The organism is Duganella sp. GW822-FHT06D06, assembly GCF_058799615.1.
This window is the reverse complement of the sequence record NZ_JBXALQ010000023.1, coordinates 59,788-77,143: the sequence shown is the minus strand read 5'-3', so window position 1 is coordinate 77,143 and position 17,356 is coordinate 59,788. Positions and strand designations below refer to the sequence as shown.

12 protein-coding genes are annotated in these 17,356 nt (G+C 64.5%); 4 read left to right on the top strand and 8 right to left on the bottom strand.

The genetic code is table 11. The features are described from left to right. Window positions 1-153: 153 nt before the first annotated feature. From AC1RMD_RS28490 to prpB, 7 genes are all read right to left on the bottom strand, one after another. The gene (locus AC1RMD_RS28490) at window positions 154-1,827 is read right to left on the bottom strand and encodes a cation acetate symporter (protein WP_492931752.1); all 1,674 of its coding nucleotides are present in this window, start codon (window positions 1,825-1,827) and stop codon (window positions 154-156) included. Next, complete coding sequence (locus AC1RMD_RS28485) at window positions 1,824-2,132, bottom strand: DUF485 domain-containing protein (protein ID WP_492931750.1); 309 nt, start codon at window positions 2,130-2,132, stop codon at window positions 1,824-1,826. Before AC1RMD_RS28485 ends, AC1RMD_RS28490 begins: the two co-directional genes overlap by 4 nt. 97 nt (window positions 2,133-2,229) lie before the next feature. Continuing rightward, a complete protein-coding gene (locus tag AC1RMD_RS28480; protein ID WP_492931748.1) occupies window positions 2,230-4,131 on the bottom strand; it encodes a propionate--CoA ligase in 1,902 nt (633 codons plus the stop codon). A gap of 26 nt (window positions 4,132-4,157) precedes the next feature. Further along, complete coding sequence (gene prpF / locus AC1RMD_RS28475; protein WP_492931746.1) at window positions 4,158-5,348, bottom strand: 2-methylaconitate cis-trans isomerase PrpF; 1,191 nt, start codon at window positions 5,346-5,348, stop codon at window positions 4,158-4,160. 2 nt (window positions 5,349-5,350) lie between these two features. After that, window positions 5,351-7,948 carry a Fe/S-dependent 2-methylisocitrate dehydratase AcnD gene (gene acnD / locus AC1RMD_RS28470; protein WP_492931744.1) on the bottom strand — a complete coding sequence of 866 codons (2,598 nt, stop codon included), beginning with the start codon at window positions 7,946-7,948 and terminating at the stop codon, window positions 5,351-5,353. Beyond that, on the bottom strand, window positions 7,948-9,093 hold the full coding sequence (prpC, locus tag AC1RMD_RS28465) for a bifunctional 2-methylcitrate synthase/citrate synthase (RefSeq protein WP_492931742.1): 1,146 nt from the start codon (window positions 9,091-9,093) through the stop codon (window positions 7,948-7,950). Before prpC ends, acnD begins: the two co-directional genes overlap by 1 nt. A 16-nt stretch (window positions 9,094-9,109) precedes the next feature. Then, window positions 9,110-9,997, bottom strand: coding sequence for a methylisocitrate lyase (prpB, locus tag AC1RMD_RS28460; RefSeq protein ID WP_492931740.1), 888 nt, complete (start codon window positions 9,995-9,997; stop codon window positions 9,110-9,112). Window positions 9,998-10,150: 153 nt separating this feature from the next. Between prpB and prpR the strand changes: the two genes are divergently transcribed. The 4 genes from prpR (at window position 10,151) to AC1RMD_RS28440 (ending at window position 14,609) form a co-directional block, all read left to right on the top strand. Next, the gene (prpR, locus tag AC1RMD_RS28455) at window positions 10,151-11,824 is read left to right on the top strand and encodes a propionate catabolism operon regulatory protein PrpR (RefSeq protein WP_492931738.1); all 1,674 of its coding nucleotides are present in this window, start codon (window positions 10,151-10,153) and stop codon (window positions 11,822-11,824) included. 112 nt (window positions 11,825-11,936) lie between these two features. Further along, window positions 11,937-12,833, top strand: coding sequence for an alpha/beta fold hydrolase (locus tag AC1RMD_RS28450; protein ID WP_492931736.1), 897 nt, complete (start codon window positions 11,937-11,939; stop codon window positions 12,831-12,833). Between the two features lie 7 nt (window positions 12,834-12,840). Beyond that, window positions 12,841-13,881, top strand: coding sequence for a sensor histidine kinase (locus AC1RMD_RS28445; RefSeq protein WP_492931734.1), 1,041 nt, complete (start codon window positions 12,841-12,843; stop codon window positions 13,879-13,881). Continuing rightward, the gene (locus AC1RMD_RS28440) at window positions 13,881-14,609 is read left to right on the top strand and encodes a LytR/AlgR family response regulator transcription factor (RefSeq protein ID WP_492931732.1); all 729 of its coding nucleotides are present in this window, start codon (window positions 13,881-13,883) and stop codon (window positions 14,607-14,609) included. Before AC1RMD_RS28445 ends, AC1RMD_RS28440 begins: the two co-directional genes overlap by 1 nt. Before the next feature lie 176 nt (window positions 14,610-14,785). Here AC1RMD_RS28440 and AC1RMD_RS28435 read toward each other — a convergent pair whose 3' ends face one another. Further along, complete coding sequence (locus AC1RMD_RS28435) at window positions 14,786-17,230, bottom strand: ABC transporter permease (protein ID WP_492931730.1); 2,445 nt, start codon at window positions 17,228-17,230, stop codon at window positions 14,786-14,788. Between the last annotated feature and the right edge of the window lie 126 nt (window positions 17,231-17,356).

Below are 17,356 nucleotides of genomic sequence, written 5' to 3'. Positions count from 1 at the left end.
ATGCCACCTTGCCCGTTACTTTCCGGCAGCATAGTTGGCAGATCATAAACCACATTGGGCGCATTAGCCATCGCGCGTACCGAGCGGCGCCCCTAAAAACGACAATGCCCGGCGAGCCGGGCATTGTCGTCATCCGAACACTTGTCAATTACATCAGTGGGCGGCGGCTCCGGCGGCGCCGATACCGGTCTCGGAGCGCATCTCCTGCGCCTCGTAGCCGGCGCGGTCGATGCGCGCACGCGGGCTCTTGTCGAGCACCGAGAACAGCCAGATGCTGGCGAAGGCCGCCGGTATCGAGAAGATGGCCGGCGACGCGTAAGGGAACAGCGCGTCGGCATGGCCCAGCACATCGACCCACACCGATTTCGACACCACGGTCAGCACCACGGCGGTGGTCAGGCCGATGAAGCCGCCCACGGTGGCGCCGCGGGTGGTGCAGTTCTTCCACAACACCGACATGAACAGCACCGGGAAGTTGGCCGAAGCGGCGATGGCGAACGCCAGCGACACCATGAACGCGATGTTCTGCTTCTCGAACACGATGCCCAGCACGACGGCGACCACGCCCAGCGCAACGGTGGTCAGGCGCGACATGTGCAGTTCCTTGGCGCTGCTGGCCTTGCCCTTCATGATCACGGTGGCGTACAGATCGTGCGATACCGCCGAGGCGCCGGACAGCGTCAGGCCGGCCACCACCGCCAGGATGGTGGCGAAAGCCACGGCCGAGATAAAGCCGAGGAAGACATTGCCGCCCACTGCCTTGGCCAGGTGGATCGCGGCCATGTTGTTCCCGCCCAGCAGTTTGCCGGCGGCGTCCTTGAATTCGGGATTGGTGCTCACCAAAACGATGGCGCCGAAACCGATGATGAAGGTCAGTACGTAGAAGTAGGCGATCCAGCTGGTGGCCCAGAACACCGACTTGCGGGCTTCCTTGGCGCTAGGCACGGTGAAGAAGCGCATCAGGATGTGCGGCAGGCCGGCGGTGCCGAACATCAGCGCCATGCCGAACGAGATCGCCGACACCGGGTCCTTGATGAAGGTGCCGGGACCCATGATGGCGTCCTTCTTGGCGTGGATCTCGACCGACTTGGCGAACAGCGCCTCGGGGCTGAAGTTAAACTGCGCCATCACCACGAAGGCCATGAAGGTGGCGCCGCCCAGCAGCATCACCGCCTTGATGATCTGCACCCAGGTGGTGGCGGTCATGCCGCCGAACAGCACGTAGATCATCATCAGCGAACCGACCAGCACCACCGCGATCCAGTATTCGAGACCGAACAGCAGTTTGATCAGCTGCCCGGCGCCGACCATCTGCGCGATCAGGTAGAAGGCCACCACCACCAGCGTGCCGGAGGCGGAGAAGATGCGGATCGGCGCCTGCTTGAAGCGGTAGGCGGCGACGTCGGCAAAGGTAAAGCGGCCCAGGTTGCGCAGGCGCTCCGCCATCAGGAAGGTGATCACCGGCCAGCCGACCAGGAAGCCGATGGCGTAGATCAGGCCATCGTAACCGTTGAGGAAGACCGCTGCCGAGATGCCGAGGAAGGACGCCGCCGACATGTAGTCGCCGGCGATGGCCAGGCCGTTCTGGAAACCGGTGATGCCGCCGCCGGCGGTGTAGAAGTCGGATGCCGATTTGGTCTTGGCGGCCGCCCACTTGGTGACGAACAGCGTGAAGATGACGAACGCGCCGAACATGGCGATCGCGGTCCAGTTGGTCGGCTGCTTGACCGCCTGACCCAGATCGGCTCCGGCCGCGAGCGCCGCGCCGGTGGCGCCCAGCAGCGCCAATGCGGCGAGCCCGCACAGCATGCGTTTGGCGGCGTTCATGCCCGCACCCGTACTTGGATAGCGTGGGTCAGGTCATCGAACTGCTTGTTGGCGCGGCGCACATACACGCCGGTGACCAGCACCGTGAACACGATGACGAACAGGCCGAGCGGCATCCCCCAGGTCATCACGCCGGCGCCGGTTTTCGCCGCCAGCAGCTCCTTGTCGAAGGCGATCAGCAGGATGTAGCCGTAATAAACCAACATCATTGCCGCCGTCAGCGCCCAACCGAAACGGGAGCGGGCCCTCACCAGTTGATGGTAGTTGGGGTCCCGCTTTATTTTTTGAACCAGATCGTCATGCATCGCGTGTCTCCTGTGATTTATATGTGGCCAGTACTCTTTTCTTTTCGAGCTTGTGACCACAATAAACCGCGAGACTTACCGCCCCCTTACGCGCCGACTATTTCACCACACCGGCTTGAAGAACACGTTGTATCTGCTGGAGCGAAGCAGGATCCTCGATTGCCGTCAGGTCGCCGGGATTGCGGCCTTCGCAGATGGCCTGGATCGAACGACGCAACAATTTTCCCGAACGAGTCTTCGGCAACTGCGGCACGAAGTACACGCGCGACGGCCGCGCCACCGCGCCCAGTTGATGATCGACCACGCCGAGGATCTCGCGCTCCTGCGCCGCGCGGCCTTCTTCGCTGGCGACACGCGTTGCATCCTTGACGATGACGAAGGCAACCGCCACCTGGCCTTTGAGCTTGTCCTCCACGCCCACCACCGCCACCTCGGAAACGTTGGCATGGCTGGAGATGGATTCCTCGATCTCGCGCGTGCCGAGGCGATGGCCGGCGACGTTGATCACGTCGTCGGTGCGACCGAGGATGAAGTAGTAGCCATCGGCGTCGCGCACGCCCCAGTCGAAGGTCGAATACACCTGTTGGCCATCGAAGGTAGACCAGTAGGTATCGACAAATCGCTGGTCGTCGCCGTACACGGTCTGCATGCAACCCGGCGGCAGCGGGCCGTCGATCACCACCACGCCCTTCTCGTTGGCGGCGCATTCCTCGCCGGTCGATTCGTTGAGCAGCTTGACCTTGTAGCCGTACATCGCCACGCCGGGGCTGCCCAGACGCGTTGGATTGTCCTCGACGCCCTTGGCGATCGACAGGATGGGCCAGCCGGTTTCGGTCTGCCAGTAGTTGTCGATGATGGGCACGCCCAGTTCATCGTGTATCCATTGGGACGTGGTCTCGTCCAGCGGTTCGCCGGCCAGGTACAGCGCGCGCAGCGACGACAGGTCGTACTTGCGCATGAACTCCGGCGGCTGCTTGCGCAGAACGCGGATCGCCGTCGGCGCCGAGAACATGCGCGTGACCTTGTACTTCTCGACGATGCTCCACCAGATGCCGGCGTCCGGACAGACCGGCAAGCCTTCGTACATGATGGTCGCCATGCCGGCGATCAGCGGGCCGTATACGATGTAGGAGTGGCCCACCACCCAGCCGATGTCGGAGGTGGCGAAGAAGGTCTCGCCGGCGTTGCCGCAGAAGTTGTACTTCATCGACGACGCCAACGCCACCGCATAGCCGCCGACGTCGCGCTGCACGCCTTTCGGCTTGCCGGTGGTGCCCGAGGTGTAGAGGATGTAGGACGGCTCGTTCGATTCCAGCCAGGTCACGGGCACGCGCGCATCCATGTGTGCGGCGCGCAGAGTGGCCCAGTCCTCGTCGCGGCCAGGCACCAAGTCCATCGGCGCCAGCTTGCGGTCCACCAGCAGCACCTTGGCCGGCTTGGCGGACGACAGTTCGATCGCCTCGTCCAGCAGATGCTTGTAGGGGATGGCCTTGCCGTTGCGCGAACCGGCATCGGCGGAGATGATCAGCACCGGCTGGGCATCGTCGATGCGGCTGGCCAGGCTGTTGGCGGCGAAGCCGCCGAACACCACCGAGTGAATCGCGCCGATGCGAGCGCAGGCCAGCATCGCAAACGCCGCTTCGGCGATCATCGGCATGTAGATCAACACGCGGTCGCCGCGGCCGACGCCCAGCGCCTGCATCATGGCGGCGCAGCGTTCGACCTCGGTGCGCAGTTCGTTGAACGAGTAGCTGCGCTCGGTATTGGTTTCGGTGGAGATGGCGATCAGCGCGGGCTGGTCGCCCTGGCTGGCACACCAGCGGTCCACGGCGTTGTGGCACAGGTTGGTCTGTCCGCCGACGAACCACTTGGCGAACGGAGGTTGGGAATAATCCAGCACCTGCGTGCATGGGGCGTTCCAGTCGATGAGCGCTGATTCGTCCTGCCAGAATTGTTCAGGCGTGACGATAGAGCGCTGATAAAATTCAGCGTAATTCATGTCTCCTCCGTTATGGTGTGTTCAGCTTAGAACGTGTCGCCGGGGATGCGTACCCAACCTTCCATCAACACGCGGGCGCTGCGACTCATGACCGCCTTGGTCACGCTCCACTCGCCGTTCTGCTGCGTCGCTTCCGCGCCGACCCGCAAGGTGCCGGACGGGTGGCCGAAGCGCACCGCATCGCGCGCGCCGCCGCCCGCCGCGAGACTCACCAGCGTGCCCGGTATCGCCGCAGCGGTGCCGATGGCCACGGCCGCCGTCCCCATCATCGCGTGATGCAGCTTCCCCATCGACATGGCCCGCACCAGCAGGTCGACGTCGGTGGCGGCGATCTGCTTGCCGCTGGACGAGGTGTACGGCGCCGGCTTGGCGACGAAGGCCACCTTGGGCGTGTGTTGGCGCGTGGCCGCATCATCGATATGCTTGATGAGACCCATGCGCAGCGCACCGTGGGCGCGTATCAGTTCGAAGCGCGCCAGCGCTTTCGGATCGCTGTTGATCGCGTCCTGCAGCTCGGTGCCGAGGTAGCCGATATCTTCCGCGTTGACGAAGATGGTCGGGATGCCGGCGTTGATCATGGTCGCCTTCATGGTGCCGACGCCGGGCACTTCCAGCTCGTCGACCAGTTGCCCGGTCGGGAACATCGAGCCTCCGGCGCCCTCTACTTCCGCCGCCGGGTCCATGAACTCCAGCTGGACCTCGGCTGCGGGGAAGGTGACGCCGTCGAGTTCAAAGTCGCCGGTCTCCTGCACTTCGCCGTTGGTGATCGGCACGTGGGCGATGATGGTCTTGCCGATATTGGCCTGCCATACGCGCACCACGGCCATGCCGTCGCGCGGAACGCGGTCGGCGTCCACCAGGCCGCCGCTGATGGCGAAGGCGCCAACCGCGGCGGACAGGTTGCCGCAGTTGCCGCTCCAGTCGACGAAGGCCTTGTCGATCGAGACCTGGCCGAACAGGTAGTCGACATCGTGATCCGGCTTGCTGCTCTTGGACAGGATCACCGACTTGCTGGTGCTGGAGGTGGCGCCGCCCATGCCGTCGATCTGCTTGCCGTAGGGGTCCGGGCTGCCGATCACGCGCAGCAGCATGGCGTCGCGCGCGGCGCCCGGTTGCTGCGCCGCTGCCGGCAGATCCTGCAAGCGGAAGAACACGCCCTTGCTGGTGCCGCCACGCATATACGTGGCGGCAATCTTGATTTGCGGAGTATGAGCCATGATCAGGCAGCCTTCACGGATTCAAGGAAATCCTGGGCGAAGCGCTGCAGCACGCCGCCCGCTTCGTAGATCGACACTTCTTCCGCCGTATCCAGGCGGCAGATCACCGGCACTTCGACGCGCTCGCCGTTGCGGCGGTTGACCACCAACGTCAGTGTCGAACGCGGGGTGCGCTCGCCGATCACGTCGTAGCTTTCGGTGCCGTCCAGCGCCAGCGTCAGGCGGTTCACGCCAGGCTGGAATTCCAGCGGCAACACGCCCATGCCGACCAGGTTGGTGCGGTGGATACGCTCGAAGCCTTCGGCCACGATCGCCTCCACGCCCGCCAGACGCACGCCCTTGGCCGCCCAGTCACGCGACGAGCCCTGGCCGTAGTCGGCGCCGGCGATCACGATCAGCGACTGCTTGCGCTCCATGTAGGTCTCGATGGCTTCCCACATGCGGGTGACTTTGCCTTCCGGCTCCACTCGCGCCAGCGAACCGGCTTTGACCTTGCCGTCGGCGTCGCGCACCATCTCGTTCTTCAACGTCGGATTGGCGAAGGTGGCGCGTTGCGCGGTCAGGTGGTCGCCGCGATGGGTGGCGTAGGAATTGAAGTCCTCTTCCGGCAGGCCCATTTTCGCCAGGTACTCGCCGGCGGCGCTGTTCAACATGATCGCGTTCGACGGCGACAGGTGGTCGGTGGTGATGTTATCGCCCAGGACCGCCAGCGGCAGCATGCCCTTCAGCGGACGAGCGCCGGCCAGCGCGCCTTCCCAGTACGGCGGACGGCGGATGTAGGTGGTCTGCGGACGCCAGTCGTACAGCGGCTTCACTTTGATGCCGTCGTCTTCCTGCTTGGCGAACATCGGGATGTAGACCTTGTTGAACTGCGCCGGCTTGACGCTGGACGCGACCAGCGCGTCGATCTCTTCGTCGGTCGGCCAGATATCCTTCAGCGTGACCGGCTGGCCGTTGCTGTCGATGCCCAGTACATCCTTCTCGATATCGAAGCGGATCGTGCCGGCGATGGCGTAGGCCACCACCAACGGCGGCGAGGCCAGGAAGGCCTGCTTGGCGTACGGGTGGATGCGGCCGTCGAAGTTGCGGTTACCCGACAACACGGCGGTGGCGTACAGGTCGCGGTCGATCACTTCCTTCTGGATCACCGGATCGAGCGCGCCGGACATGCCGTTGCAGGTGGTGCAGGCATAGGCGACCACGCCAAAGCCCAGCTGCTCCAGCTCGGGCATCAGGCCCGCTTCTTCCAGGTACAGCGTCACGGTCTTGGAGCCGGGCGCCAGCGAGCTTTTCACCCACGGCTTGCGGGTCAGGCCGCGCGCGTTGGCGTTGCGGGCCAGCAGACCGGCGGCGATCATGTTGCGCGGGTTGTTGGTGTTGGTGCAGCTGGTGATGGCGGCGATGATGACGGCGCCGTCGGGCATCAGTCCAGGCTCGTTCTCCACCACGCCGCTGATGCCGCGCGCGGCCAGCTCGGAGGTCGGCACCCGGTTGTGCGGATTCGACGGTCCGGCGATGGTGCGCACCACCGAAGACAGGTCGAACTTCAGCACGCGCTCGTACTCGGCGGTCTTCAGGGCTTCGCCCCACAGGCCGGTTTGCCTGGCGTAGGTCTCGACCAGTTTGACCAGTTCATCATCGCGGCCGGTCAGCTTGAGGTACTTGATGGTTTGCTCGTCGATGTAGAACATCGCGGCGGTGGAGCCGTATTCCGGCGCCATGTTGGAGATGGTCGCGCGGTCGCCCAGGGTCAGGTGCGAAGCGCCTTCGCCGAAGAACTCCAGGTAGGACGATACGACCTTCTGCTTGCGCAGGAATTCGGTCAACGCCAGCACGGTGTCGGTGGCGGTGATGCCGGCTTGCGGCTTGCCGGTCAGCTCGACGCCGATGATGTCCGGCAGGCGCATCCACGATGCGCGGCCCAGCATCACGCTCTCCGCTTCCAGGCCGCCGACGCCGATGGCGATCACGCCCAGCGCATCGACCATCGGAGTGTGCGAGTCGGTGCCGACCAGCGTATCCGGGAAGGCCACGCCGTCCACCGTCTGAATCACCGGCGACATGCGCTCCAGATTGATCTGGTGCAGGATGCCGTTACCCGGCGGGATCACATCGACGTTCTTGAACGCCTTCTTGGTCCAGTTGATGAAGTCGAAGCGGTCTTCGTTGCGGCGGTCTTCGATGGCGCGGTTCTTGTCGAAGGCGTCGGGATCGAAGCCGCCGCATTCGACCGCCAGCGAGTGGTCGACCACCAGTTGGGTCGGCACCACCGGATTGACCAGCGCAGGGTCGCCGCCTTGCAGCGCGATGGCGTCGCGCAGGCCGGCCAGGTCGACCAGCGCGGTCTGGCCGAGAATGTCGTGGCACACCACGCGCGCAGGGAACCATGGGAAGTCCAGGTCGCGCTTGCGCTCGATCAGCTGCGACAGCGAGGCGTTGAGCGTCGCCGGATCGCAGCGGCGCACCAGGTTTTCGGCCAGTACGCGCGAGGTGTACGGCAGCTTGGCCCAGGCGCCAGCCTGGATTGCGTCGACAGCGGCGCGCGCGTCGAAGTAATCGAGCTTGGTGCCCGGCAGGGGTTTGCGGAATTGGGTGTTCATTATTTGCGGTCCTTGATTGGAACGAACTTCAGGTCTTCAGGACCGACGTAGTTCGCGCTTGGACGAATGATCTTGTTGTCGATGCGCTGTTCGATGATGTGCGCGGCCCAGCCGGAGGTGCGCGAGATGACGAACAGCGGCGTGAACATCGCGGTCGGCACGCCCATCATGTGGTACGACACGGCCGAGAACCAGTCCAGGTTCGGGAACATCTTCTTGATGTCCCACATGACGGTTTCCAGGCGTTCGGCGATGTCGAACATCTTCATCGAGCCGGCTTCCTGCGACAGCTTGCGCGCCACTTCCTTGATGACGACGTTGCGCGGGTCGGAGATGGTGTACACCGGATGGCCGAAGCCGATCACCACTTCCTTGTTGGCGACGCGGTTGCGGATGTCCGCTTCGGCTTCGTCGGCGTTCTCGTAGCGCTTCTGGATCTCGAAGGCGAATTCGTTGGCGCCGCCGTGCTTGGGGCCGCGCAGCGCGCCGATCGCGCCGGTGATGGCGGAGTGCATGTCCGAACCCGTGCCGGCGATGACGCGGCTGGTGAAGGTGGAGGCGTTGAACTCGTGTTCCGCGTACAGGATCAGCGAGGTGTGCATCGCCTGGACCCAGCTCTCGGACGGCTTCTCGCCGTGCAGCAGGTGCAGGAAGTGGCCGCCGATGGAGTCGTCGTCGGTTTCCACGTCGATGCGCTTGCCGTTGTGGCTGAAGTGGTACCAGTACAGCAGCATCGAGCCGAAGGAAGCCATCAGGCGGTCGGCGATGTCGCGCGCGCCCGGTACGTTGTGGTCGTCCTTTTCCGGCAGCGTGCAGCCCAGTACCGAGACGCCGGTGCGCATCACGTCCATCGGGTGCGCCGATGCAGGCAATGCTTCCAGCGCGGACTTCAGCGCTTGCGGCAGGCCGCGCAGCGAGCGCAGTCTGGTTTTGTAGCCTTTCAGCTCGGCGGCGGTCGGCAGTTTGCCGTGCACCAGCAGGTAGGCGATTTCCTCGAACTCGCAGGTGCTGGCGACGTCCAGGATGTCGTAGCCGCGATAGTGCAGGTCGTTGCCGGTTTTGCCGACGGAGCACAGTGCGGTATTACCAGCGGTGACGCCGGACAGGGCGACGGATTTTTTTGGTTTGAAAGTAGCTTCGGTCATTTTATAGGTCTCCTGATTATTTCTTCTGTGCGGCAAACAGTGCGTCGAGCTTCTGCTCGAAGCTGTGGTAATTGATACGCTCATACAGTTCGGCGCGGGTTTGCATGGTGTCGACCACGTTCTGTTGGGTGCCGTCGCGGCGGATCGCGCCGTAGACGTTTTCCGCGGCCTTGTTCATGGCGCGGAAGGCGGACAGCGGGTACAGCACCAGGCCCACATCGGCGCTGCGCAGTTCGTCCACGGTGAACAGCGGCGTCGCGCCGAATTCGGTGATGTTGGCCAGCACCGGCACCTTGACGGCGGCGGCGAATTTTTTGTACATCTCAAGGCTGATCATCGCTTCCGGGAAGATCATGTCGGCGCCGGCTTCCACGCAGGCCACGGCGCGTTCGATCGCGGCGTCCAGGCCTTCGACGGCCAGCGCATCGGTGCGGGCCATGATGACGAAGTTCTCGTCGGTGCGCGCATCGACGGCGGCGGCGATGCGGTCGACCATCTCCTGCTTGGTGACGATCTCCTTGCCCGGGCGATGGCCGCAGCGCTTGGCGCCGACCTGGTCTTCGATGTGCATCGCGGCGGCGCCGAACTTGATCATCGACTTGACGGTGCGCGCCACGTTGAAGGCGGAGGCGCCGAAGCCGGTATCGACGTCGACCAGCAGCGGCAGGTCGCACACGTCGGTGATGCGGCGCACGTCGGTCAGCACGTCGTCCAGGCTGGAGATGCCCAGGTCCGGCAGGCCGAGCGAACCCGCCGCCACGCCGCCACCCGACAGGTAGATCGCCTTGAAGCCGGCGCGCTTGGCCAGCAGGGCGTGATTGGCGTTGATCGCGCCCACCACCTGCAATGGGGACTCTTCTTGTACGGCTTTGCGGAACGCGGCGCCTGCGGAGTATTGACTCATATTATGACCTTTCAATGTTGCAGTGAAGTTGGGGTATCTAGTGCAAGGGGCGTGCCAGACAACCACCCTATATAAATCAAACACTTACGCATTTTTGACGTTTCACTGTTGTTTCAATTTGAAACAACGAAACATATGAACTACAATTGAAACATGCGCCACTCCACTCCCCTGCCCTTCGATGCCAACGACAAACCGGTGATCTGGACGGTCTCCGTCTCGCGTTTGTACGACCTGTTCCGCGACATCACGCTGGAATACGACGACCTGGCCACCATCGAACCGATCAACCTCGGCTTCGACGAAGCGGCGCGCCACATCCGCGAACGCATGGCCACCGAGCGTTGCGACGCCGTCATCGCCGCCGGTTCCAACGCGGCCTACCTGAAAGGCCGGTTGTCGGTGCCGGTGGTGATCGCCAAGTTCAGCGGCTTCGACGTGATGCAGGCGCTGGCGCGGGCGCGCCGCATATCGGACCGCATCGGCATCGTCACCTACCAGGAGCGGCTGCCGGAGCTGGCCGAATTCGCCGGCACCTTCGGCTTCGACGTCGAGCAGCGCACCTACGCGACGGAGGAAGACGCGCGCGCCCAGATCAACGACCTGAAAGCGGCCGGCATCAAGGCCATTGTCGGCGCCGGCCTGATTACCGACCTGGCCGAGGAAGCGGGACTGACCGGTGTATTCGTCTACTCCGCCGCCTCGATCCGCCAGGCCTTCGACGACGCGCTGGAGATGGCGCGGTTGACGCAGCTCGAATCGAACCGCAGCCGCGCGCGTGGCGCCGTGGTGGCGGACACGCTGCGCGCCAAGCATGGCATCAACGACCTGCGCGGCGACTCCGACGCGATGGAGGCGCTGCGCCAGACGGTGGTGCTGTATGCAAAATCCCCGGCGACCGTGCTGATACAAGGCGAAACCGGCTGCGGCAAGGAGCTGGTGGCGCAGGCCATCCACCGCGAGAGCCCGCGCACGCTGGGCCAGAACCGGCCTTTCGTCGCCGTCAATTGCGGCGCGATCGCGGAATCGCTGCTGGAATCCGAACTGTTCGGCCACGAAGAAGGCGCCTTCACCGGCGCCCGGCGCGGCGGACATGCGGGCCTGTTCGAAGCGGCCAACCGCGGCACGCTGTTCCTCGACGAGATAGGTGAAATGCCGCTGACGCTGCAAACCCGCCTGCTGCGCGTGCTGGAGGAACGCGAGGTGGTGCGGGTGGGCGGCACGCGGCCGATCGCCGTCAACGTGCGCATCATCAGCGCCACCCACTGCGATCTTGAGCAGCGCGTGCGCGAAGGCCGCTTCCGCGCCGACCTGTTCTACCGGCTGGCGGTGCTGCGCCTGTCGCTGCCGCCATTGCGCTCGCGGCAGGATGACGTCATGACGCTGGCCGAATGGTCGCTGAAGAACGCGCTGGCCTCGCTGGGCGCGCGTCCACATCCCAACCTGCACGCCGAGATGGCGACCTGCGCGCCGCTGCTGCAACGCTACGACTGGCCCGGCAACGTGCGCGAGCTGCGCAACCTGACCGAGCGCCTGGCGCTGTTCCTGGCCGCCGAGCCGTTGCAGGCATTGACGCCGGCCTTCGTGATCAGCGTGGCGCCGGAACTGGCTACGCTTGCGGTCGCGTACTCCTCCAGCGCCAGCCCGGCCATCGGCGCCCCGGCGCTGGCTTCGCCGGCCTCCCGTCTCGCCGGCGAAAGCGTCACCGCCGTGCTGGCCCGCTTCGGCGGCCGTCGCGACGCCGCCGCCGAGTACCTCGGCATCAGCCGCACCACACTGTGGCGCAAGCTGCGCGCCGAAGCCGGCCAGGCAAGCGGTACCGCCTGACTACCGCTCATCCCTTGAAAAAACCGTTCATCCAGTAGCCGTCGCCGGCGCGATGCCGGTTCGATAGCATGGCCTCACTGATTCGACACACGTCACAACCAAGGAGGTCACCATGCCACGCTCGCTCATCCAACGCATCGCCACCATTGTCGCCGGCCTGGCGCTGGCTTACGCCGCCGCACCGGCCGGCGCCGCCGGCGCCACCGCGGCCGCCGCACATCCAGCCTTCAAGGTCGAAGTGACCGGCAAGGGCGAGCCCGTGATCCTGATACCGGGCCTGGCCTCGTCCGGCGAGGTATGGAACGGCACCGTCGCCCACTACTGCGGCAGCCGCCAGTGCCACGTCGTCACGCTGGCCGGATTCGCCGGCGTGCCCGCCATCGAAGGCCCACTGCTGCCGGCCGTGGAGCAGCAACTGAGCGACTACATCGCCGCCAACAAATTCGACCACCCCATCGTCATCGGCCATAGCCTGGGCGGCTTCCTCGGTCTGAAGCTGGCCGCGGACCATCCCGACCAGGTGGGCCGCCTGGTAATCGTCGACACGCTGCCGGCGCTGGCAGCCATCCAGATGCCCAGCATTACCAGCGCCCAGATGAGGGAGATGGCCGCCGGCATGCGCGCCCGCATGGAGTCCATGGATGCCGAATCCTACCGCGCCAACCAGCTGAGAACACTGCGCAGCATGATCACCAAACAGGAAGACATCGACCGCGCCACTGGTTGGGGCAAGCTGTCCGACCACGCCACGGTCGTCAATGCCATGACCGAGATGATGAGCGAGGATCTGCGTCCTGAAGTGAGCCGCATCAAGGCGCCGACGCTGGTGCTGGGCGCATGGATCGCCTACAAGGACTACGGCACCAAGCCGATGTTCGAGCAGTTGTACAAGACCCAATACCAGCTGCTGCCCAACGTCAAAGTGGAGCTGGCCGACAACGCCCGCCACTTCATCATGTACGACGATCCGGCTTGGATGTATGATCGCATCGATAACTTTTTGAAGTAAACCCATCATGACCAACGACCGTCCACTGCTCGCGCGCCTGAACTGGTACTGGCTGTTCCAGCTGGCGGGCTGGCTGTTCCTGCCGCTGCTGCTGATCGCCATGACCCCGGGCGACCGCCACACTGCGCGCATGCTGGCCATCTCGTTCTGGGGCGTGGCGGCCGGGCTGGTCATTTCGGACACCTGGCACCGGCTGCTCAAGCGCCAGATCCGCAACGGCGTGCGGGTCAGCTGGAAGATCATGATGGTCGCCATCCTGGTGCTGGGCGTCATCCATACCGGCGTGCAGACGGTCGGCTACCTGGTCATCAAACCGTTCGGCGAAGTGCGCAACGCGTACTGGGTGCCTGGCGCGCTGATGTTCTGGTGGGGCGTTTATCTGGTGTGGAACATCTTCTACATGGCGGTGCTGTCGCTGCGCCGCGCCAACCGCTTCGAGCAGGAGGCGCTGCGGCTGGAGATCAGCGCCAAGGACGCCGAGCTGCGCGCCTTGCAGGCGCAAGTCAATCCGCATTTTTTCTTCAACAGCATGAACAGCGTACGCGCCCTGATTTACGAAGACCCGGACTCCGCCGCGCAGATGATCGACCAGTTGGCCAGCGTGATGCGCTACGCGCTGCAATCGGGCCAGCACGACACGGTGCCGCTGGCGGCGGAAATCGAAGCCGTGCAAGCCTACCTGGCGATTGAAAAAATCCGCTTCGAAGAACGCATGCTGGTCAGCGTGGAAATCGGACTGGGGCTGGAGCAGGTTCGCATACCGCCGATGGCCTTGCAGACGCTGGTGGAAAACGCCGTCAAGTACGGCGTCGAGACCAGCCCCACCGGCAGCGAGATCCGCATCCAGGCGCGGCGCCTGGACGACGGCAAGATCCATATCGAGATCGCCAACCTGGGCGCGATTCTGCCGTTCGCAAATTCCACCAAGGTTGGCCTGGTCAACACCCGCAAGCGTTTGGCGCTGGCGCTGGGCGCCAACGCCAGCCTGGACCTGACTGAAAACAGCGGCTGGGTACGCGCCACGATGACTTTACCGGAGGCCGCCTGATGCGCGCATTGCTGATCGACGACGAACGCCTGGCGCGCGCAGAGCTGCGCCGTCTGCTGGCGGCGCACCCCGAAGTGGAGATCGTCGGCGAGGCCGTCAACGCGGCCGACGGCATCCAGCAGATCACCGCGCTCAAGCCGGATCTGGTGTTCCTCGACGTGCAGATGCCCGGCGGCAGCGGCTTCGATATGCTGGCCGCGCTGGAGGAAGCGCCGGAGGTGATCTTCACCACGGCGTTCGACCAATACGCGTTGCAGGCGTTCGAAGTCAACGCGCTGGACTATCTGCAAAAGCCGATCCAGGCGGCGCGCATGGCGGCGGCCCTGCAGCGCTGTTCATTGCGCCACAGCCGCGCGCTGGCGTATGCCGCGGCGGGTGTACCGGCCGTGGCGCCGACGGCAGCCAAAAAACTGTTCATCAAGGACGGCGAGCGTTGCTGGTTTGTCGGCTTGCAGGATGTGCGGCTATTCGAATCGGACGGCAATTACACCCGCGTCTATTTCGACGACCACAAGCCGCTGATGCTGCGTTCCCTGAACCAGCTGGAAGAGCGGCTGGACCCACAACGCTTTTTCCGCGCCAGCCGCCGCCACATCGTCAACCTGGACTACGTCGACCAGGTCACGCCCAACGACGCCGGCGGCCTCGATCTGCTGCTGCGCGACGACCTCGAAGTAGAAGTCTCCCGCCGCCGTGCCGCCCAATTCAAAAGCCTGACCAGCCTCTAAAAACGGGGTCAAAAAACGGGGTCAAGTCTGACATTCGGACACGAGCTCAACCCTAAAAACGGGGTCAAGTCTGACATTCAAAAACGGGGTCAAGTCTGACATTCGGACACGAGCTCAGCCCTTGCGACCGCTACGGTTGAGTTCGTGTCCGAATGTCAGACTTGACCCCGTTGTGATTACGTTCGCAACGCCTCGGCCGGCACCATGCGCATGGCGATCCAGGTGTGGCGGGCGATGGCGATGAGGGCGATGACCAGCGTTAGCGACAGCGCGAACAGCAAGGTCCAATAGCCGATCGGCGCGTGTTCGACATAGCCCGACAGGTAGCGGCGGATCGCGATCACCGCCACCGGCAAGGCGATCACCGCCGCCGCCAGCACCAGCACGCCGATCTCCCGCACCACCAGCAGGCCGATGTCGGCGCCGCGCGCGCCGTGCAGCTTGCGCATGACGATCTCCCTGGCCCGCCGCTGCACCGTGTTCGCCGACAGCACATAGGTGCCGAAGGCGGCGATCGCCAACGCGATGCCGGTGGCGACCGACATCAACTTGGCCAGGCGTTCATCGTCGGCGTAATTGGCAGCCAGTACATCGCTGGCGCGGACGATCTTGGGGATCGCATCCGGGAAGAAGCTGGGCCACAACGCCTGCACGCTGCGCTCGACGGCCGCCGGATCGCTCGACGCGCGCACGCTCAACACCGTCCCCGCCGTCCACAGCTCGTAGGCGGTCGCGATCGGTTTGTCGCGCAGCGAATGGAACCGCAAATCAGGAGCGATGCCGACGATGCGCTTGGAGATCACCTTGTTGTCGAAACCAGTGAACAACACGGTCTCGCCTATCGCCGCTTCGACATTGGCGAATCCCAGCTCGCGCACTGCTACCGCATTCAGCACCACCGGCACCCGGTCGTCCTCCTTGTCCACCGCAGCCTGGAACAGCCGGCCGGCAAGCGGCGCTATGCCGTAAAGCTCGAAGAAATTCGCGCTGACCGATTTCATCTCCATGGTCGCCCCCTGGCCGCCGGGACGCTTCAGCTCACGGGTCCATAACCAGTCGAGCCGGCCCACCGGATCTTCCGATATCGCCACGCCGGCCACGCCCGGCTGCGCCGCCAGGGTCGAATAGAAGCGCCGCGCCTTCTCGCTGTCCTTGACCCGCTCAGGCATATCGACGATGACGAGCGGCGTCGGGTCGAAGCCCGGCGAGGCGTGTATCGCATAGTAGGTTTGCCACACCACCGCGATCGTCACGCTGGCAAAACCCATCGCGACCGACACCTGCAGCACCGTCAGCGCGCGCCGCCATTGCATGCTGGCGCGGGACTCCGTGTCGGGCCGGCCGGCCAGCACCTGCGTCGGATGCACGCGCAGCGCGACCCAGGCCGGGTAGATCGCCGTCAGCACGCCCAGCACGCCGCCCAGGCCAAACGCGGCGACGATATTCTGCAATGAGAACAAGCCTTCCAGCTGGCGATTGACCAGCTGCGAGAAGACCGGCAGCGCCAGCCACGCCAGCATCAGGCCAAGCGCGGTGGCGGTGATCGCCACCAGCAGCGATTCGAGCAGGAACAACAGCATCAGCTGCCCCACGCCCGCGCCCAGCACTTTGCGCATCGCTACTTCGCGCTGGCGGCGCAGCACGCGCACCATGCTCAGGTTGACGTAGTTGATCGCGGCCATGACCAGGATCAGCAGCGCAAGCCCCGCCAGGCCGGCGACCAGCACAGGGTTGGCGCGGTCGCCGGGAGCCGACACGAAACTGTTCTGCATCTTGTAGTCGAAGTAGGCATCGCGCAGCGGCGACATGGTGAGCTCGATCGCCTTGCGTTTGCCAAGGCGGGCGCGCGTCTCCGGCGGGAAGTTCTGCATGCTCGGCGCGGTGTCCACCACCTTCTGCAGGCTGTCGATGATGGCCGGCGGCGAGGCGCCGGGCTGCACGCGTATCAGCATCTTGCCCATCCAGCCATGCTCGCCGGTCATCATCTCATGCCGGATATCCGGTCCCGCCACCAGCGAGTTGACGCCGAAAAGCAGTTCGAACGGTATCGTCGTATTGGCCGGCGGTGTCGGCACCACGGCGCCTACCTGCACCGTGTTCCCTTCCGCCAGCATCGTGCGGCCCACCGCGTTGGTGGTACCGAACAGCCGCAGCGCGCCGGCCTCGGTGACGACAAAGCGATCAGGTTTATCCAGCGCATCGGCCAGGTTGCCCTGCACCGCGCGCAGTCCAAGCATCTCGGTAAAACCTGGCATGACGGTCAAGCCGCGCACCGCAAAGATGTTGCGATTGATCCGTACCGTCAGCGGCGTGATCTCCGGCCGTGCCGGGATGTAGAGCACGGCGCCGGCCACGCCTGGCGTCTTCAGCGCGGGTTCGAGCAGGAACATCGGCGCCACTTCATGCAGGGGCGAAGCCGGGTCGACGTTGAAATGCTGTTTGACGACATAGACCCTGTCCACATCCGGGAAATGGGCGTCGTACTCCATCGAGTAGCGCACAAAGCCAAGCAGCAGCAGGCACGCGGCCAGGCCGATGCCCAGCCCCAGCACCACCGCCAGCGTGTAGGCCGGCTCCTGTACCAGCGCGCGCCAGCCGATGCGAAAATCTCTTAGCTTCATGTGATTGAAAATCCGTGGTTGGAAAACCCATAGCGTTTGCAACATCCATGCCACGGTGGTTCAGGCGCTTCTGCGGCCGCCTTCGGGCGGCCGATGTTCGGAAGTGAACGTTATCGCTGTTCACTT